The organism is Helicobacter pylori, assembly GCF_014496965.1.
GTDB lineage: Bacteria > Campylobacterota > Campylobacteria > Campylobacterales > Helicobacteraceae > Helicobacter > Helicobacter pylori_CZ.
In genome coordinates, this window is record NZ_JACTCR010000004.1 from 33678 (window position 1) to 53082 (window position 19405).

The 19405-nt window shown below is 40.9% G+C and carries 19 protein-coding genes; all 19 read right to left on the reverse strand.

Annotated features, from left to right (window positions below; translation table 11 throughout):
* Positions 1-11 precede the first annotated feature (11 nt).
* A complete protein-coding gene (locus H7O61_RS02495; RefSeq protein ID WP_187875046.1) occupies positions 12-587 on the reverse strand; it encodes a ComF family protein in 576 nt (191 codons plus the stop codon).
* Positions 575-1150 carry a dTMP kinase gene (gene tmk / locus H7O61_RS02500; protein WP_187875047.1) on the reverse strand — a complete coding sequence of 192 codons (576 nt, stop codon included), beginning with the start codon at positions 1148-1150 and terminating at the stop codon, positions 575-577. Before tmk ends, H7O61_RS02495 begins: the two co-directional genes overlap by 13 nt.
* Before the next feature lies 1 nt (position 1151).
* Positions 1152-1625 carry a pantetheine-phosphate adenylyltransferase gene (gene coaD, locus H7O61_RS02505; RefSeq protein WP_001169242.1) on the reverse strand — a complete coding sequence of 158 codons (474 nt, stop codon included), beginning with the start codon at positions 1623-1625 and terminating at the stop codon, positions 1152-1154.
* Entirely contained in the window at positions 1625-2188 is a 564-nt protein-coding gene (locus H7O61_RS02510; protein ID WP_000780095.1) for a UbiX family flavin prenyltransferase, read from the reverse strand. Before H7O61_RS02510 ends, coaD begins: the two co-directional genes overlap by 1 nt.
* Positions 2189-2197: 9 nt before the next feature.
* Positions 2198-2830, reverse strand: a complete 633-nt coding sequence (flgA, locus tag H7O61_RS02515; protein ID WP_414736104.1) for a flagellar basal body P-ring formation chaperone FlgA — start codon at positions 2828-2830, stop codon at positions 2198-2200.
* A 20-nt stretch (positions 2831-2850) separates the two neighbouring features.
* Positions 2851-4896 carry a DNA helicase UvrD gene (gene uvrD / locus H7O61_RS02520; RefSeq protein ID WP_187875049.1) on the reverse strand — a complete coding sequence of 682 codons (2046 nt, stop codon included), beginning with the start codon at positions 4894-4896 and terminating at the stop codon, positions 2851-2853.
* Positions 4896-7430 (reverse strand): tetratricopeptide repeat protein, encoded by a 2535-nt coding sequence (locus tag H7O61_RS02525; RefSeq protein ID WP_187875050.1) that lies wholly within the window; start codon positions 7428-7430, stop codon positions 4896-4898. The genes uvrD and H7O61_RS02525 overlap by 1 nt, the downstream gene beginning before the upstream one ends.
* 9 nt (positions 7431-7439) lie before the next feature.
* A complete protein-coding gene (gene serS / locus H7O61_RS02530; protein WP_187875051.1) occupies positions 7440-8687 on the reverse strand; it encodes a serine--tRNA ligase in 1248 nt (415 codons plus the stop codon).
* The gene (locus tag H7O61_RS02535) at positions 8688-9485 is read right to left on the reverse strand and encodes a carbon-nitrogen hydrolase family protein (RefSeq protein WP_187875052.1); all 798 of its coding nucleotides are present in this window, start codon (positions 9483-9485) and stop codon (positions 8688-8690) included.
* A 3-nt stretch (positions 9486-9488) separates the two neighbouring features.
* Positions 9489-9758, reverse strand: coding sequence for an exodeoxyribonuclease VII small subunit (locus H7O61_RS02540; protein WP_079295772.1), 270 nt, complete (start codon positions 9756-9758; stop codon positions 9489-9491).
* A 9-nt stretch (positions 9759-9767) separates the two neighbouring features.
* Positions 9768-10508, reverse strand: coding sequence for a bifunctional demethylmenaquinone methyltransferase/2-methoxy-6-polyprenyl-1,4-benzoquinol methylase UbiE (gene ubiE / locus H7O61_RS02545; RefSeq protein WP_187875053.1), 741 nt, complete (start codon positions 10506-10508; stop codon positions 9768-9770).
* A 9-nt stretch (positions 10509-10517) separates the two neighbouring features.
* On the reverse strand, positions 10518-10964 hold the full coding sequence (gene hemJ / locus H7O61_RS02550; protein ID WP_187875054.1) for a protoporphyrinogen oxidase HemJ: 447 nt from the start codon (positions 10962-10964) through the stop codon (positions 10518-10520).
* 9 nt (positions 10965-10973) lie between these two features.
* On the reverse strand, positions 10974-11546 hold the full coding sequence (locus H7O61_RS02555) for a YigZ family protein (RefSeq protein WP_079295769.1): 573 nt from the start codon (positions 11544-11546) through the stop codon (positions 10974-10976).
* Complete coding sequence (locus H7O61_RS02560) at positions 11533-12663, reverse strand: ABC transporter permease (protein ID WP_187875055.1); 1131 nt, start codon at positions 12661-12663, stop codon at positions 11533-11535. The genes H7O61_RS02555 and H7O61_RS02560 overlap by 14 nt, the downstream gene beginning before the upstream one ends.
* Positions 12660-13748, reverse strand: a complete 1089-nt coding sequence (locus tag H7O61_RS02565) for an ABC transporter permease (RefSeq protein ID WP_187875074.1) — start codon at positions 13746-13748, stop codon at positions 12660-12662. The genes H7O61_RS02560 and H7O61_RS02565 overlap by 4 nt, the downstream gene beginning before the upstream one ends.
* Before the next feature lie 20 nt (positions 13749-13768).
* Positions 13769-14758: an HlyD family secretion protein gene (locus H7O61_RS02570; protein WP_077644128.1), complete on the reverse strand. Its 990-nt coding sequence runs from the start codon at positions 14756-14758 to the stop codon at positions 13769-13771.
* Between the two features lie 11 nt (positions 14759-14769).
* On the reverse strand, positions 14770-16302 hold the full coding sequence (locus tag H7O61_RS02575) for a TolC family protein (RefSeq protein ID WP_187875056.1): 1533 nt from the start codon (positions 16300-16302) through the stop codon (positions 14770-14772).
* Positions 16299-17648: a hemolysin family protein gene (locus H7O61_RS02580; RefSeq protein WP_077653822.1), complete on the reverse strand. Its 1350-nt coding sequence runs from the start codon at positions 17646-17648 to the stop codon at positions 16299-16301. The genes H7O61_RS02575 and H7O61_RS02580 overlap by 4 nt, the downstream gene beginning before the upstream one ends.
* Before the next feature lie 102 nt (positions 17649-17750).
* The gene (locus H7O61_RS02585) at positions 17751-19352 is read right to left on the reverse strand and encodes an inorganic phosphate transporter (RefSeq protein WP_000403672.1); all 1602 of its coding nucleotides are present in this window, start codon (positions 19350-19352) and stop codon (positions 17751-17753) included.
* Positions 19353-19405: the final 53 nt, after the last annotated feature.

Sequence of the window (19405 nt, forward strand, 5' to 3'; positions counted from 1 at the left end):
AAAATTATAACTCATTCATCCGCGCTGCAAAGCGCGATCGCAAAGTGCGCTTTAATGTTTAAAGCTTTAAGGTATTTTAGGGCTTCTTTTAGGGTGGTACCGGTGGTGATAATGTCATCTAATAAAAAATAATCTAAATTTTTATCGCCTTTGAAGGTGAAATCCCGTGGGTGGTTAGCGCGAAATTCCAGGCTTTTCCCGGCATATTTGATAGTATTAGTGGCCCTTAAAGTCCCGTAAGTGGGCTTTAAATTCCCTTGACAAAAGCCTTTTAAAAGCGCGGCTGAATGCGAGTAAGAGGATTTGATCTTATCATCAATGGCGATGCCATAAAGGGGGATATTCAAACCTTGTTCTTGTAAGATTTTCACAAATTCTTTGCCGGCTTTTTGAGAAAGCAAGGGCAAAATGCGAGAGCCAATCAGCGCGTATTTGCTTTTAATGAGTTCTTCTATTTCGCTATAAGCGTAAAAACTATACACGCTCACGCCCTCTAAAACCCTTATTCTTAAGCTTAAGGGCAAATCGTTCAAACAATTTGGGCAAAGAGGCTTGAAAGAAAGCTTCAAACAAGTTAAACAACGCATTCAATAAAAGCGGTGATTTGTTCGTGCAAGTTTTTAACGCTTTCTTTAGCGTTTAATTCCAAAACTTCGCACCCGAATTTTTCTTTTAGCGCGTAAGCGTGGGTTTTGATCTTTTGCTGGATGGTGAGCAATTTTTTTATGCCTTGGTTTTCTATTTTGTCTAAACTTTTAAGGCTTAAGCGCTGTTTTAAGCCCTCTTCATCTATGAGTAAAAGAACGATTTTTGCAGGCAAGATGCTTTGAGTGGCGAGTAGGTTTAATTCTAAGCTTGAAAATTCGCTATAAGCCATGCCAGAAATCAAACTCCTATCGCTAATGATGAGTCTTTTTTCTTTTAAAGCCGGTTTTATCACGCTTTCTGTATGCTCAGCCCTATCGCTTAAGAATAAAAACGCTCGGGCTAATTCGCTGATGTTTTCATTTAAAGCGATACGCCTTAAACTCTCGCCCATTCTCGTCCCCCCTGGCTCTTTGGTAAAAAGGGCGTTTTTAAACCGGTCTTTTAATAATCCTACTTGAGTGCTTTTGCCCACGCCATCAACGCCTTCTAACACCACATACATTTTAAGCCTTTGAAATCAAAGGATAAATTTCTTTAGGCACTAAATGGCTCGCATCGCCCTTATGCGCGATAATGGATCGCACGATAGAAGAGCTAATAAACGCATTTTGTAAAGTGGGCATGAAATACAAGGTTTCTAATTCGTGGTTTAAGGATTTGTTCGCATAGCCCATTTGCAATTCGTATTCAAAATCGCTCACCACCCTTAAACCTCTCACTAGCACCTTACAATGGTATTCTTTAGCCAGGTTGGCTAATAGCCCTTCAAACGCCACGCATTCTACATTTTTAAAACTTTTAGTGGCGAGTTGCATCATTTTTAAGCGCTCATCTAAACTAAACATGGGGTTTTTAGCGCTTGAGTGCGCCACAGCCACAATGAGCTTTTCAAACAATTCGCTAGAGCGGTGGATAATGTCTATATGCCCATTAGTGACCGGATCAAAAGTGCCCGGGTAAATGCCGATTTTTTGCATCAGTTCATTCCCCATCGTGGGTATAAGTCATTTTCTATCCCTAAGCTGTCAAACCACTTCCCCACTAAAAAATCTTGCATCGCTTCTAAAGTCTTGCTCTGGGTGTAATAAGTCATCATCGGCGGTGCAATGATTGCATTAGAATGGGCGAGTTTGAGCAAATTTTCTAACATGATAGCGCTTAAAGGCATTTCTCTAGGGGCAATGAGTAAGGGGCGCTTTTCTTTCAGCATGACAGAGGCGCTCCTAGAGATCAAATCCCCCCCAAAGCCATGCGCGATTTTAGCCACCATGTCCATGCTCGCTGGAATGATCGCCATTTTATGGATACCATAACTCCCTGAAGCGATGCTCGCATGAATGTCTTGCTCGTTGAAAAAAGTAGCGCCAGGCCGTAAATCTTTCATGGCGTTTTTAAGGTTGATATTAGATTCTTCTAACGCCACGACATGCGCGTTTTTAGACGCCACGACAAAAACTTCAATTTCTTTGGGTAATTTCTCTAAAAACCGCAAGGCTAGGGGTATCCCGCTCGCCCCGCTGATGCCTAAAACTAATTTCATGAATATCCTTTATAAGATTTGCGCTTTAGAACTGCTCAACACTTTTGCTTTTAAGATTTTATTGCTTTCTAAATTTTTGGCTTGAATGATTTGATTAAGCGCGCCATTTTCTAGGGCTTTTAGGCTTATTTCTATGCTGATTTGCCCCTCTTCATACACCCCGGTGATGATGTCGTTTTTACGCACGATGATTAAGGTTTGGGTTTTATCTGCGCTTAAAAGCGTGTCAGGGGGGATAAAATGTTTCGCGCTCACTTTATCGATCGCGCCCTCTAATAAAGGATTAGAAAGCGCGCCAAAAGGAATGCGTTCTTTTTGGGTGTTGTTAGCGGTGATGTTTTCGTCTTTTTTAATCGCGCTAGCGCTTTTAAAAGCCTGCATGCTGCCTATCACGCTATAACGCACCGGTAGGCGTAAATTAGGCTCATTTTCCAATCTTAAAAACACGACCCCATCTTTTTTAAGCTTGTTAGAAGCATTCAATTCATAGCTTAAAATGGAAGCGTGAGAAAAACGCTCTGGGATTTCTAATTTAATGGTTTCAATTTCCAATTTTAAGTCTTGGTATTCTTTGAGGTAAATTGCTTTAATTTCTGCTTTAAGCATGTTGGTATCCATAGCTAGTAGCGTGCGTAAAACCATGAAAAAAAGGGTTAAAATTTTCAAAACTCGTTATCCACTTTTTCTACAAATTTTTCTGAGATTTTATCATAGACATTCCCTCCGCAATTGATTTTCAAGCACAAACCGCTCAAACCTTTTTCTACGCCTAAAACCCTACCGGTGCCAAAAATCTTATGCCTGATCAAATCCCCCACTTTAATGGGTGCGTCTTTTTTGTGATCCTGTTTAGGGAGGTTGTCTTGCTTGAGTAACTTGGCTTCTTCTAAAAACACAGAGGGCGAGCAAGAGATTTTCCTCCCAAAATACGAACGCTCTTGAACATAAGAGAGCTGCAATCCTTCTTTAGCCCTAGTGATCGCTACGTAAGCCAAGCGCCTTTCTTCTTCTAAATCGCTTTCTTGATTGAACCCCCTATGCGGAAAAAACCCTTCTTCTAACCCGATCACAAACACATGCTTAAACTCTAACCCCTTACTCATATGCACGCTCATGCAACTCACTTTTTGCACGTTTTCTGTATTATGGGTATCTAGAACGCTTTCATTCAAAAAATCCAGTAAAGAATGCGTGGGGTTAGTTTTAAAATGCTCTTTCACTAAACTTAAAAGCTCTTTAACAAAACCCTCTCTTTCTTCGTAATTGTCTTCTTTTTCATAGCTTTTTAAAAGGTTAGTTTCTTCTAAAAACCGCTCGCAAAACTTCTCTACTGAAATTCCAAAAGCCTCCCTCAAACGCCCTATCATGGCCATGAATTTCTTTAAAGCGTATTCGTTTTTAGGGTTGAGTTTGTCTTTAAACGCCCCAATTTTTAGCGCTTCTTCTAAATCCAAACCCTCTTCATCTAAAAGAGAAAAAATCCATTCTTGAGTGATCTTGCCAAGGCCTCTTGGGGGCTTGTTTAAAACGCGCTTAATAAAAAAGCGATCGTCTTTTTTCGCCACTACATGCATGAACGCCAAAGCGTCTTTAACCTCAGCTCTTTCATAAAAACTCACTGCACCAATGAGCCTATAAGGGATATTCAAAGCGTTCAAGCTCTCTTCAATGCTACGGCTAAGCCCGTTTAAGCGGTACAAGATAGCGATATTTTCTAAATTCTCGCCTTTCTTTAAAAGGGCTTTGATCTGATAAGCCACATCCAAGCTCTCTTCTTTTTGCGTGGGGTATTCTTTACAAATCACGCTTTTGTGCGAGCCTTTGAAACTTTGAAGCGTTTTAATGTGGCGGTGTTGGTTATGGCTGATGAGAGAGTTAGCGCACGCTAAGATTTCAGCGCTAGAGCGGTAGTTGGTCTCTAATTTCACTATTTTAGCCCCTTTAAAATGCTTGGAAAAATTTAAAATGTTAGAAATATCAGCCCCTCTAAAACCATAAATGCTCTGATCGTCATCGCCCACCACGCACAAATTATGGTGCGCGCAACTCAATTGTTTTAAAAATTCCAGTTGCAAGGCGTTCGTGTCTTGATACTCATCTACCATAATGTAATAATAGCGCTCGCTAATCTCTTTGGCGAGTTTTTCATTATCTTGTAAAATCTTAAGGCTCAAACAAAGCAGATCGTCAAAATCCACTAAATTGTCTTTTTTGAGCGCGTTTTGATAAAGTTCATACGCTTTATAACATTCGCTATCTTGCATGCTCAAATCCACCATGCCGTTTTTGATCTGAGAAATACTGGCTCTAAAGCTTGAAATTTTGAGCTGTTTGCACAGCGTTTTTACTTCATCGCTATCTAACACCGAAAAATCGCACGCTCTTTTTAAAAGATTCATGCGTTGCCTTAAAAACAGCAAACCAAAACGATGGAAAGTGCAAAGCAAGGGGGGGATAAGGGTTTGGTTTTTCAACAATTTCAAAGCCCTTTCTTGCATTTCTTTGCTCGCTTTATTGGTGAAAGTGAGCGTTAAAGTGTTCTCGCTAGGCACACCACAAGCGCCAATCAAATACGCTAAACGGCTCGTTAAAGTTTTAGTCTTACCGCTCCCAGCTCCCGCTAAAATCAGCAAAGGCCCTTGAATATGGCTTGCGGCGATTTTTTGCGCTTCGTTCAAATTGTCTAAAATGCTTTTTTCAAAATCCATTATTCTAAAAACTCACCCTTTTTTTCTTGGTTCAAACGCTCTTTTAAAAGGTTGGTGTCAATTTCAAAATCAAAATAAGGCGAAGAAAAATCAGAGGTTTTAATGGCTAAAAAATGGTTTAGCGCTGATTTCAAGTCCCCTTTTCTTTGATACAACAACCCTAAAGCGTAACGGATATTTTCATTATTAGGATCGTCTAGTTTCCCAAGCTCTAGCCATAAAGCGGCGTTATTGTAATTATTTTGCGCGATATAGGTTAAACCCGCTAGGATTTTTAAACGCGCCTCATTGTCCTTAAGCCCATCAATTAAGTTTTGATACAACGCGCTCGCTTTTTCATACTGGCCTTGAAACAAGCTCACTAGCGCTAAATTTTCTAACCAATCGTTAGGGGCTTGGCCCTCTTCTAAACTGGCGATTTTTTGCTCTAATAATTTTTCTTGATGATCTAAATCATTGACCATAAATCCCATGTAAGTGTAGAAATGACGCCCTAAAATTGGCCCTTGCATGGTTTGATCCCAACTGATTTTATGCGAATCTAAAAGGGTGTAAATGCTTAAAGTGTGGCGGATGCTCGCATCATAATACGAGACGATTTCATAAAAGATATTAGAGATGAGATCTTTAGGGAGCATTTTTTTTAAATTCCCAAAAGCTTGCACCATCAATTTTTTATCCTTGCTCTCTTTAGCGAACACCGCTTCTAGCGCGTAATAAAAAGGGAGTTTTTTAGGGGCGTTTTTAAGCCAGTCCATATCCCAATTCGTGCGGTAATTCAAATAAGCGATGAGCGAAGAGAGTAAGGCTTTTTGCGTGGGGCTAGAAAAATCATGACTATAAAAATTCTCGGTGATTTCTCTTAAAAACTCCGTGGTGTCTTCATGGGTGAAATGCGAGGCTAAAACCGCAAAAATCGCGCTCAAATAATCCGCAGAGTTCAAATGGAAAGCCCTTAAAAAATGGAAATAAGCTTTGTGGTAATTTTCCAATTGCGCATAAATCAAACCCACATTATAATGCAAAAGCGCGTTATTGGGGCTATTTTTTAAAGACAAATCAAAAAAAGAAAGGGCTTTTTTTAGGCGCTTCTTTTCTAATTCTTTCAACCCTTTGAGCGCGTTTTTATCCGCTATCGCCATCAAACGCCCCCTTTTAAAAGCAAGGCTTGCCCCCTCTAAATCCTTTTGCGTGTCAGAATCCAAAAGAAACAGCCCCTCTTCAATCACGCCTAAGGTTTCTTTAGAGTCTAAAACCTTAAAAGGGGCGTAATAAAACAGCAAGCGGTAGATAAAATCCCTTTTGCCTTCAAAATATTGCGTGTTCCAAAAACGCTCTTTGGCCCTTTCTTTGTCTAAAAACATAGGGTTTATAGTGGGCTTGATGGGGTAAAAAGAGTTGGCTAATAGCGTGTCTTCTTGTGTGTGGCTGGCTAATTTTAAGGCTTCGCTCGCTTTAAGGGTATCACCCATTTTCAAACTCACCAATTCCAAAGCCATTAAAGCGTTTAAATCTTTAGGGTAGTTGTGCAAATAATGCTGCAAATGCTCCAAAGCCTGCTTGTAATGACCCAAACGAGCCTGCAAAAGCCCTAAAGCAAGCGCATCTTGAATGTCCGCGCTTTTTTGTAATTGCTTATAGGCGTTCGTTTCATCTTTAAACATCAAAAACAATTTAGACGCTAAGCGCGCGCTAGGCTTTAAAAAGGCGTTGGAATTAGGGTGCATTAAAGGCGAAAGGGCTTCAAAATACTCTCCAGCGTAATAGGATTTGAGCGCGTAAGCGTAGGAATAAAAAGACTTTTTGTAATCTTTATACAGAGTGTCTCTCACAATTTTTAGATAATGATAATATAAATCCGCATCTTGCAAATGATAAGCCGTAACTAACGCATCAATCGCGCTCACGCTCGCGTTTTCTTTAGAGGCGATACTGGAATCAAACAAATCCAACGCCCCGTTAAAGTCCTTTTCTTTGAATTTAATCACCCCTAGATTATGGCTCGCAATCCCTTGCGAGAAAGAGGCGATCTTATCAAACAAGTGTAAGGCTTCATCTTTTTGCCCTTGCTCATACAAAAGGCTCGCTTTTTGCATCATCGCATCCACTTGGCTTTCATCGTTTCTTTTCAAAGAGTCTTTGCCAATTAAATCAGGCAAGTCTAAATTTTCTATTTGCCCCTCGGCTTCTGCGTTATTGGCGTTATTGGTGTCGTTAGGCGTTTCGTTATTGGCGGTGGCGGTATTAGTTTGTAAAGAAGTTTGTTGGTTTTCTTTTTTATGCCCTAGTAACAAGCCCAAAATTACAATGAGTGCGATGAGTGAAAGCAATATCCCAAGCGCGATATAAAGCTTTTTTTTATTGCGTGAAAGCTGTTTGAAAAACTCTTTAGAGCTTTTGATTTTACTGATCGTCTGCTCTAAAGCCTGCTTCAAAGAGGGGATTTTAGAATGAATGCCCTTTAAGGGGGTTTCTTTTTCGTTTTTGTTTTCGCCCCCTTTTTCTTCTAATGAATTTTGCTCTTCATTCAGCACGAACTAGCCTTAAAGGTATTTTTCTAACGCCTTAGGAATGTGGATGCTCCCATCCGCTTGCTGGTGGTTTTCCATCAAAGCGACCATCGTCCTGCCTACCGCTAAAGAAGAGCCGTTTAAGGTGTGTACTAATTGGTTTTTTTGATTTTCTTTGAAGCGGATTTTGGCGCGCCTAGCCTGAAAGTCCCTCGTGTTAGACACGGAGCTGATTTCTCTGTAACAATTTTGCCCAGGCAGCCACACTTCAATATCTATCGTGTTGCTCGCGCTAAAGCCTAAATCCGCGCTGCACAATTGCACAAACCGGTGCGGCAATTCTAAAGCCCTTAAAATCTCGCTCGCGCTCTCTAGCATATATTCTTGCATCGCATCGCTTTCTTTAGGGTGCGTGATAGCCACAAGCTCTACTTTATCAAACTGGTGTTGTCTTATCATCCCCCTTGTATCCTTGCCCGCGCTCCCTGCTTCGCTCCTGAAACAAGGCGTGTGCGCGGTCATTTTAATGGGGAGGTTTTCAACGCTGATAATGGTGTCGTTGTATAAATTGGTGAGCGTTACTTCAGCGGTGGGGATCAAATACAAATTTTCATTTTCTATTTTGAAAACATCTTCTTTGAATTTGGGTAATTGCCCGGTCCCAAAAAGCATTTTTTCATTCACTAACGCCGGCGTGTAGATGATTTCAAAGCCATTTTTTTCATTAAAATCCAACATTAAATGGATGAGCGCGCGATAAATTTTCGCCCCAAAACCCCTAATGACCGAAAAACGGCTTTTGGCGAGTTTCACGCCGCTTTCAAAATCAATCCAGCCGTTTTGTTGGGCGAGTTCAAAATGCTCTTTGGGTTTGAAAGTAAAAACCCTTGGGGTTAAGATTTTTTTAATCTCTATATTGTCTTCTTCATTCGCGCCTAAAGGGGTTTTTTCATCCACTAAATTAGGGATTATGGAAAGCTTTAAATCCATTTCTTGTTCTGCTTCGCCCACGCTTTTGGAAAGCTCATTCAGTTTGATTTTATTGTTTTCTAGCTCTTTTTTAAGATCGCTTGTATCCATTTTTTGAGCCATTTTAATACCAAATTCTTTAGAAACCTTGTTTTGAAAGGCCTGCAAGCCTTCTAATTCAATGAGTTGCTTTTTATAATGCGTGATGGCTTCGCGCAAACGCTCCAACTCATCACCCATCGCATGGTTACGCTTTTTTAAAGAAAGAGCCACCTTGTCAAAATCTTGCAATAAAAGTTTTCTATCAATCATTCAACCCTCTTTAATCGTTCTAAAATGCCACAATTTAGCCCATTCGTCTATATCGTTTTTATCTATTTGAGCGCTCAAAGCCCCCATTTTACCCTCTAAAGAATCTTCAATAGCGCCATTAGGCAAAGCCACAAAACTATCCCCATAAAATTTCCACAAGAATTCGTTTTTTTGATCTCCTTCTACAAGGATTTGGCGATACGCTCCGATCCTATTAGCCCTAACCACCACGCAAGAAGCACAAAAAGCGCGCATCTGGCACAAAAGCCGCCACCTTTCATTGGATTCAAAGGTGGCCACGCTGCTTAAAAGCACCACATCCACGCCCTGATTTTTAGCCTGAACCCATATTTCATCAAAATGCGCTTCAAAGCCAAACAAAGGGGCGATTCTTAAGCCGTCTCTTTCAAACACGAGCAATTCTTTAAAAGCGCTTTTTTCATTGTCAAAAAAGCTCTCTTCATCCCAGTGAGGATAGGGGATTAGGCGTTGTTGCGTGTAATACTTCACGCTTTCTTTAGAAATGAGGGCGATTTTTTTATAGATTTTAGAATCTTCTTCTAAAAGCACCGGGGCTGAAATGATCAAGTCTGATTCTTCGCATTTTTGCGACAAAAACCCAATCGCTCGCGCAGACTGCGCGTTAATCTCATTCAAATCCAATCCCATGTTATGGTGGAAAAAGGGGTTGATCACGTATTCAGGCAACACCACCACGCTTTTCTTGGGTATGGAGTTGAATAGGGATTGCATGAGGTTTTCTTCAAAAGACTCTAGCTGTAAGGCAAACACTCGCATGCTTTAAGCCTTTTTGTCTGTCGTTTGGAGTTTTTCATGCTCTAAATAAGCGTTTTCTAGAAGCTTTTGAGCCAAAAACAACTCTTGCATAGCCGTTTTATACAAATCCATCCCGTCTTTTAAGGATAAATTAGGATCATTCAAGCGATCTATGGCTCGCTCTAGGGCATAAACATGCTCTTCAAAGTTTTTTTTAGGGGCGTTTTTAGCGTTTTTAGCGTTTTTAGCGTTTTTTTGAGGGGCTTTTTCGGTTTCAAATAATTCATCTTGCATGACATTCCTTTAGCTTTTTTTAACAAGCATGGTCGTTGAAATTTGAGCGATAGAATCTTCAGTTTTTATAATCTCAAACCCTGCGTTTTTTAATTCAAATTTCAAACCCTCCAAACTCAAAAACCCCTCAATGGACTGCGGCAAATAAGAATAAGCACCATAATTCTTACTGATAGCCCCTCCCACCAAAGGCAAAACCTTATTCGTGTAAAACCCTGAGATTTTATCCAACCATGTGGGGTTGTCTTTTTTTAAAAATTCTAAAATCACTAAAACGCCCCTAGGCTTTAACACCCTAAAAAACTCTTTTAAAGCCTCTTGTCTTTCCACGATATTACGCAAGCCATACGCAATGGAAAGGATATCCACGCTGTTATTTTCAACGCCCTTTAAATCTTTGGCTTGAGCTTGGATGAAAGAAGCTTTGTTTTCAAGCTCTTCACATTTTTTAATGGCCAATTCAAGCATGTTATTAGAGGGGTCAATCCCCAAACATTCCTTAAACTCTATACCGCAATTCAGAGCGCTTTTTTGCCAAGCCACAAGCATATCCCCCGTCCCGCATGCCACATCCACAAGCCTTAACGCTTTCTTGTTTTCCAAAAACAAAAACGCATGCTCGCAAGCCCTTTGGCGCCATTTAACGTCTAAACCAAAACTCATCAAGCGGTTGGCTTGATCGTAAGAGCTGGCTATATCATCAAACATGTTGATGATTTTTTCTTGCTTGAGGCGATTTTCTTTTTTCATGATTTGTCTTTAAAAAGGTTTGACAACCACTAAGATCACAATGAGGATCATTAAAATCGTGGGTATTTCATTAAACACACGATAAAACCTTGCGTTTTTCCCTGTAGGGTCTTTTTCTAAATCGCGCATGCATTTTTTGCAATAAAAATGATAGGCTAAAAACAATGCCACTAAAGCCAACTTAGCATGCAACCAACCCCCACTTTTAAAGAGTGTTGGCTCTATCAACAACATTAAAATCCCTGTAATAATGGTAAAACCCATCGCCGGTGAAGCGATAAAGGAATAGAGCTTTTTTTCTTGGATTTGAACCACTCCTACAAACTCTTTTTTATGGGCGTTTTCTGCATGATAGACAAAAAGGCGCGGCAAATAAAATAACGCCGCCATCCACGAAATGACCGCTATCACATGGAAAGCCTTGATCCATAAAAAATACCCGCTCAAAAATTCCATTCATTCTCCCTAATTTATCTTATTTTGTTGTAAAAACGCTTGCAAATTTTCTCTTTCGCCGCTGATTTCCACTTCCACGCTTTGGTTTGAAAAATTCTTTTTGCTTAATTGTAAGCTAAATTTCTTAATTTCACGCTGAAGAGCGTCTAATTCTTTGTAAGAATAATGAGCGCTTAAAGTTTCCAACTCCACAAAATCCTTCAAAGCGTCCTCTTTTTGAGCGTTTTCTACGCACAATAACGCGCTTTTAGCATAAGCTTTCATCAAGCCCCCCACCCCTAAAAGCGTGCCTCCAAAATAACGCACGCTCACTAATCCTATATTGATCAAATCTTCTCGCCTTAAAACGCTAAGCACAGGCATGCCTGAACTCCCTTTAGGCTCGCCATCGTCGCTAAAACCCTCCGTGATTTTGCCCTCTAAAGAATAGCGGAACGCCGTTACAAAATGCGCGGCTTTAAAATGCTCTTTTTTCAATTGTAAAAGGGTTTTTTCAAAATCATCAAAAGGCATAAGATACCCTAAAAAGCGAGACGCTTTAATCTGGTGCTTGGAAGCGATGAGGTTTTTAAGCGTTTTCACAAGCTTTCTTTAAAGAGCTGAGTTTGAACACGCACCCTATAAAACTCACGATAAAAATCGCAATAAGCGCGTAAAAATGGATGGACACATCCACAAATTCCGCATGCATTTGATTCAATCGCCCGAGCAAACTGATCCCATGATAAGCAGGCACTATTTGAACGAAGATCTGTAAATAAGAGGGCAAGGATTCAAAAGGCCACACAAAACCCATCATAAAAATCAAGGGCAAAGAAGAGATTAAAACGATTTGAGTGGTGTGGGCTTCATTTTTAATCCATGCGCCTAAAAACGACCCCAAACTCAAAGCCGCAAGCATGAAAATCAAGCTATTCAAAAACACCATTAAAGCACTCCCATGCCGTTCGATCCCATAAAAAGAAAACAGCGCCCCAAAATACCATAAAATAAAAACGCTAAACGCCCCCATGAACACCAAGAGTCTTGCGCACAGCCTTAAAGCGATTTCTTTTTTGTCTAAAAGGGCCAATTCCAAACGCCTGGAGCTAACAAACATGCTGCTTGCAATGAGCATCACCTGGTGCAAGATGAAAATAAACACGCTAGAGAGCGCGTAATTCAAATACCCCTCACTAGGGTTATACAAAGCGATAGGCTTAATCTTAATCCCGTCTGTCCCTAATTCAGCTTCTTCTATTTGAGCGTTGCGTTTGAACCTTATTTCATCGTTTAAAGCGTTGATACTCCCCACTACCGCATTCGCTAAGGCACCATAAATCAAAAAGTAATTGGCGTTCGCATAAAAATCTATCGTTACCGGCACCTGCTTATGGATATTGGCTTCAAAATGCGAAGGGATATGCAAAATCCCATAAATTTTTTCTTCTTTTAAAAGCTTTTTGGCTTCCAGCATAGAGGGGCTAAAAAAAGCGATTTCTAACTCGTTGGAGCTTTGCGCCATGAAGGCTAATTGCCTAGAAAGAAATGAATTGTCTTCATCTACAAGGGCGATTTTTTGCTGCGTTACGATGTCTTTCAAATAAGGCAAGGGATAAAGCAAGCCATAGATTAAAGGAGCGCCTATAAGGATCAATAAAACGCCCTTATGAGAAACAATGGCTCTTAACTCCATTAAAAGGATTTTAAAAAAATTCATGCACTAGCCTTGTCTTTTTTAAAAGAAAAATAAAAAACCAAAAGCCCTAAGGCTAAAAAGATTAAAAAGAACAAAAGGGGCATTAAAGAATTTAAAGATTCTGTTAAATCCGTCTTATAATAGGCCTCTTGTAAAAAGAATCTCATAAAATGGCTAATGGGCAAGCAATGGCTCCAAAAACTCCCAAAAATTTCCATGTTGTTTTGCGGGTAAGTCACCCCAGCAAACGCAAAGCTTGGAGCGGTATAGACCCCAATCGCACCAGCGGTTTCAATAGCGCTTTTTGAAACGCCATAAACCAACACCACAAACCCGCTCATAATGAGCGTCATCAAGACTACCGCTAAAAAGACCAATGACAAGTGTGCATAATGCCCCTCCATGCCAATGAGATTAAAATAAAACGCCATGCCCATCCCCCAAAAGCTAAACACGCACGCATTCGCTAAAATACTGATTAAAAGCTCTCGCATGTTAGAGATTTTTTGAATGAAATTGAGCATGCCAATCGCAATAAAAATGAGCCACATGCAAGGCAGCATCACGCTTAAAAGGTATTGCGTGTAATTGTTTTCTTCATTGTATAGGGCATGCAATTGCAAAACAATAGGCATCGCTTGGGCTTTAGCGGAAATCAAATTGGAATCTCGCACTAAAGCTTTGGTGGCTAAGGTTTTAGCGTCTAAGGTCAAAGCGGTTTGTAAAAAGGCGTTTTTGAGCGTTTTACCCACTAAAACGTATTCAGCGTTATAATAAAAGGGCAAATCCACTTTTCGCCCCATTTTGATTTTTCTCTCCAAATCCTTAGGCAAAACTAACGCCCCATACACTTCAGCGGAGTTTAAAAAGCGTTTGGCTTCTAAAAGGCTAGTAACCTGGTGTTTGATTTCAACCGCGCTCGTTGCGCCTAATTCAAACGCCACTTGATGGCTTGTAGTGGTCTTATCCAAATCCACCACCACGATAGGGAGCTGTCTTGGGGTCTCTTGTTTAAAGATTTGCGTGCCTAAAACCCCTAAACAAAAAGGCAATATAAAACACACGACAAACAAGAACTTGTCTTGTAAAACCCATGCGCTTATCAATCTGAACAAAACAATCCCTTTTAAGGTTTAATGGTAACCAACACGCTCATCCCCACCCTAAAGTTTTCCAACTCTTCTAAGGGTATGGCCTCCACTTCATAGCTTTTCATGTCATAAGTGTTGGAATTATTCGTCGCTTTCCAGGTCGCAAAATCCCCCATCACGCTCAAATATTTGACCCTGAATTTCGCGCTTCTTTTCAACGCTGGGATATACCCTTCAAATTCCTTGCCCACTTTAAACTCGTTCAAATACTTTTCAGGCACGCTGATTTTTAACCAACTATCCTTTAAATCTATCATGAGCACCACAGGAAAGCCCTTAGGGCTAAGCTCGCCACCGCTTAAAAGCACGTTACTCACTTCCCCATCAATAGGGGCTAGGGCTTTGACATCTTTTAAGTAGGATTCCACTTCATTCACTTGCCCTAAAGCCGCGCTCTCTTTAGCCTTAGCGGCAATCTTACTTTCAGAGCTCGCCCCCCCTAAAGCCATTTTATACTTTTGGTAAGCCGCACTCTCGTTGTATTTGGTGCTTTCATAAGCCGCATAGGCTTCATCGCGCTTTTGCAAGCTCGCCACGCCGTTATCATACAAATCTTGAACGCGCTTATAAGTCTCTTTGGCTAGAGTCGCTTGGGATTTGGCTGCTTGCCAAACGTCTCTTGCAGAATTGATCGTTTCATCTCTTGAGCCTCTTTTGACTTCATCGCTAAGCGCTTTAGCGGCTTTATGCCCGGCTTCAGCTTGAGCGAGCTTGGCTTCTAATTCAGGGCTAGAAATGCTAAAAACCAAATCGCCCTTTTTAATGTGATCGCCTTTTTTAACAAACACCTTTTCAATGCGGCCAGGGACTTTGGAACTCACGCTGTATTCTCTGGCTTCCAAAAACCCTTGCAACACTTCAGCCTTAGGGCGATAAGCCAAATAAAAAAGCACGATTAGCCCTAACAATAAAGCCCCACCCCCTGTAAGAATCGCTTTATTTTTATCCAACATGCTATTTGACATGATTTTTTCCTTTAATAAACAAATTCATAAAATAAATCAATATGATCGCTTAACGCCATTAAATTCGCTAATGAAACAATGTATTTATAAGCCACGCTTTTTTGCTCCACAATGATAGAAGAAAGCGTGTTCCTCGCATCAATGACTTGAGCGTTCGTGCTTAAGCCTTGTAAAAAAGCCTGCTCTTGGAGTTTTAAATTTTCTTTGGCTAATTCCACGCTAGAAAGCAAGCTTTTGTATTCTTTCAAATAAGAAAGCGTCTCTTTATAAGTCTTATTCACTAATAATTCCATGTTTTTTTTAGCTTGGATTTGCTCGCTACTCACTTGCAACTCCGCTAATTTGCTCGCTTGGTATTTTTGGATACGCCCTGTGGGAGAAAGAATAGGCATGCGCCCGGCTACGCCCACAAACCAACTAGGGATCATGTCTTCAAACACCGAATTGTTTTGTTTCATGAGATAAGAGCCAAAAAAATGCACTTGGGGCAAGAATTTAGCGATCTGTAGTTTCGTGTTTTCTTTAGAAATTTGAACCTGATTTTCTAAAGTCTTTAAAGCCGGGTAGGAATTGAGCGTGGAAGAAACAAAAAAGCTCAAATCGGGCAGATTTTTCTCGGTGTGGATCTCTAATTTGCTTGAAGGCGCTAGATCGTCTTTGCTAGACAAAATAGAATTGAACGAGAGTTGCGAAACTTCTAACACGTCTTTAGCCTTAACGCTAGCGATATGGGCCTTATCATAAGCCACTTGAGCGCCTAAGGTTTCTACCCTAGCGATTTGCCCTACTTTTTGCATTTTCAAAGCGTTTTGGAAATGCTTATAATGGCCTTTTTCCACTTCTTCTAAAGTTTCAGCCACTTCTGCGTTTAACACCATGCCATAATACACGCTCACAAGCTCTTGAAAAGTGGAAAGCTTTTTCAAACGATACACTTCATTGGCGTCTTTTTGCATCAAATCCGCAATGCGTACCATCGTGAATCTTGCCCCACCCATATAAAGGGGATAAATAATGCTCAAAGCCCCAATCACCACATTTTGCTTAGAAAACAATAAGGGGGCTTCTAAAGTGCTGCTCAAAGCCCCAAAACCTTGCATCACCCCTTGCATGCCCGCTTGGATTTGAGGGGTTAATACTTGAGGGGGGATATTTTGCTGGATGTTTTGCAAGCCTTGATGGATCTGGTTGGTGGCTTTTTGCACGCCCGCTTGTTTTTGGCTGGCAAAATCCATTTTAATAGGGTTAGAAAGATACACGTAAAACGCGCTCAAATCAATTTGGGGCAAAAAAGAAAGCTTGGCCGCTAATTTCATTTTACTCGCTCGCTTAATGGCGTATTCTTGCGCATGCAAGCCTTCATGATTAGACAACACCCTATTCCATGCGTTTTTTAAAGAGAGTTTTTGGGCGTTAGAATGGTTCAAAGGCAGGCTGTCTTCAGCCAAATTCAAAGAAGAAGGCTCGGTTTGAGAAATCCCATCAACAGCGCTTAAAGAGCTATTGAATAATAAGCCCAATACAAAGAGGGTTGTTTTTTTCATGCTTCATTTTCTCCCTGATCTTGTTTAACCGCTTTCAAGCGTTTTATCCTAGCCCCATCCACGCTTAAGACTTCAAAAGCATACCCATGCGAAACGATTGTATCCCCCTCCATAGGCATGCGCTCTAACAAGCTGAAAACATACCCTCCAAGCGTTACCTGCTCGCATTCTTTGTCAAATTGGATATGAAGCACTTCTTCTACGCTTTCTAAATCCAGCATGCCCTCTAATTCAAACACGCCTTCTTCAAGCTTGTTCACGCCCTCTTGTTTCAAGTCGTATTCGTCGCTAATCTCTCCCATGATTTCTTCAATAATATCTTCCATAGTGAGCAACCCGGCCGTGCCGCCGTATTCATCAATCACCAAAGCGGTATGGATTTGCTCTTTTTTCATTTTGATAAGGATTTGAGAAATAGACGCGCTTTCAGGGACGATGATCATTTTCCTAACGATTTGCTTGAAATCATGCATTTTGGGGGTAAAAATAGAGCGAGAAAGCAAGTCTCTGATATGCACCATGCCGATAATGTTGTCTTTAGAGCCTTTACAATAAGGGTAGCGCGTGAAGTGGCTTTTTAAAACAATGTCTATATTTTCTTCATAGCTGTTTTCTTCGTCCAAACACACCATGTCTTTTCGTGGAGTCATGATTTCTTTAGCGCTCGTGTCAGAAAAATCCACTGCGTTTTTAATGATTTCGCCCTCCACCGAATCAATAATGCCCTCTCTCAAACTCTCGCCCACAATGATTTTTAACTCTTCTTCAGAATGCGTGCCATCATGCTCTTTAGGATTGATGCCCACTTTTTTTAAAAAGAAATGAGCGATCACATCAAACAGGCGCACCACCGGATAAAACACCACCCAAAACACATGCAAAGGGCGTGCGGCAAAAAGAGCGGCTTTTTCAGATTTAGCGATCGCTAAAGATTTAGGCACAATCTCGCCCAACACGACATGCAAAAAAGTGATGCTTAAAAACGCTATAACCACGCTCATTGAATGGATAAAAATAGGATTTTCTCTCAAATCCATAGACTCAAACAGCGCGGCTAACAATTTTGCGATAGCAGGCTCACCCACCCAACCTAAAGCTAATGAAGAAAGGGTGATGCCTAACTGCGTCGCGCTCAAATAAGTGTCTAGTCTTTGACTCATCTTTAAAGCGAGTTTAGCGTTGGAATTACCGATTTTAACCAGCTCTTCTAAGCGGGTTTTACGCACTTTCACAAGGGCAAACTCCGAAAGCACAAAAAAAGCGTTCAACAGCACCAATAAAAAAGCAACCATCAACATCAAAATCGACTCAGACGGATCCAAATAAGCTCCTTGATTCCTCCCCATGATTTAAACCTAAAACCTAACGATAAATATAAAATATATAAAATCTTAGAATTTTAACATAAAAGATTAAGCCTAACTTTAAAAATCAAGCCTTTAAAAACCCTAGAAATACTTTTCTATAAAACCAAGAGCCACAAAAAGAAGCGCCCCTAAAAGCGCAGAAACCGGCACGGTTACCAACCAAGCGGTAACAATCTTTTTTAAAATGGAGCGTTTGATCACTTCTTCTTTATACACTTTTTTAAGCGACTTTTTTTCTTTCTTTTTCAATTCCAAAGCGATAGCGGTGTTCTTGCTTTTTTTCAAGCTCTCTAGCATGAGCGATTTTTCTTTCAAATTGGCTTTATCAAAGCGCTCTAAAAAGCCTTCAATTTCTTCTAAATCTTCCCCAAAGTGCGCCGCTACAATGTTGTCTCTGATTCTAGCAAAACGCCTTCTGGATTGCTCCCTCAAACGCTCCCTTAAAAAGCCCACCCCAAACACCGCGCCCACCACAATATGCGTAGAGCTTACCGGCAAGCCTAATTGAGAGGCTAAAAGCACGGTGATGACTGCAGAAAGCGCAATGCAAAAGGCTTGCATTTTGTCTAATTCTGTGATTTCAGACCCCACCGTTTTAATGAGTTTTGGCCCATACAAACTCAAGCCTAAAGCGATCCCAGCTGCCCCTACTACCATGATCCACAACGGCACAGAGTTTAAAGTATTCCCCATAGGGCTACTCGCATCTTCTAAAGTTTGACTGATAGCGGCTAGTGGGCCAATAGCGTTAGCCACATCATTAGCCCCATGCGCAAAGCTTAAAAGCGCGGCGGCAAAAATCAAAGGGACATTAAAAAGCTCATTGACGCTTTCGTGGCTATTTTCTAATTGCGGGGCTTTTTTTAACACAAATCTTTTAAAAAGGATAAAAATCAAAAGCGCAAGGACACAACCGCAAGCGAGCTGGATTTCAAAACCCACCGCATAGAGGCGTTTTAAAACCTTCACGATCAAATACCAGCTAAAGGCTAAGCTCATCAACGCCACCAAATAAGGCACGACCTTTAAAGCCGCGCTCTTTTTATCTTCTTTATAAGCGATAGTCTTTTTAATGAGCATTAAAAAAAACATGGCTATCAAAGCCCCCATTAAAGGCGAGATTACCCAACTCGCCACAATGCCGGATAAAAAATGCCAATTGATAGCAGACATTCCAGCTGCTGCCATTCCAGCCCCCATAATCCCCCCCACTACGGAGTGTGAAGTGGAAACGGGAGCGCCTATTAAAGTCGCCACATGCAACCATAACGCCCCACTGAGCAAGCTAGCCAACATGACATTAATGAAAACATGCGCATCGTTAATAAATTCAGGCGAAACGATACGGCCCTTAATCGTAGAAACCACTTCCCCCCCAGCAATGATCGCTCCAAGCATTTCACAAACCGCAGCGATCAAAATCGCCCCACCCATGCTAATGGCTTTAGAGCCTACGGCAGGGCCGACATTATTAGACACATCGTTCGCGCCAATATTCATCGCCATATACCCCCCAATCACAGCCGCAAAGATGAGCAACAATCCCTTAGAATTAGCCTGCCCAAAAATGAGAGCGAGCAAAGCAGCGCCAATGAGGAACAAAAGAGCGAGAGCGATCTTTAAAGTGTCTTTTTGGAGTTTTTTGGAAGCTTTTTCAAACTCTTTGATGTTTTTAATTTCCATATCGTCATAAAAACCTTATCCTAATAGTGAGTCCATTCTATCCAATTAGCCCT